Genomic DNA, 205 nt, shown 5'->3' on the forward strand with positions numbered 1-205 from the left:
GGTTATAGGCATCTTTCTTTGCACGGTCATCCGTATAGCCGACCAGAAGACGGCGTCCGCCTCCTTTGTCATATTCAACCATCTGGCAGTCGCGCTTGGGCTGTTCCAGTATCCAGTTCTTGACTTCCTGATTTTCATTCTTTATCTTCGCACCTATTATATACTTGTAGCCGTGCGCCTCAAGTTCCGCTATATTTGCATTGTT

1 pseudogene is annotated in these 205 nt (G+C 46.8%); it reads right to left on the reverse strand.

What is annotated here, in order from left to right:
• Positions 1 to 205 (reverse strand): annotated as a pseudogene (locus I6E38_RS15280) (IS1634 family transposase); the annotation flags it as partial.

It is taken from the genome of Leyella stercorea, from assembly GCF_021531355.1.
Lineage (GTDB): Bacteria > Bacteroidota > Bacteroidia > Bacteroidales > Bacteroidaceae > Prevotella.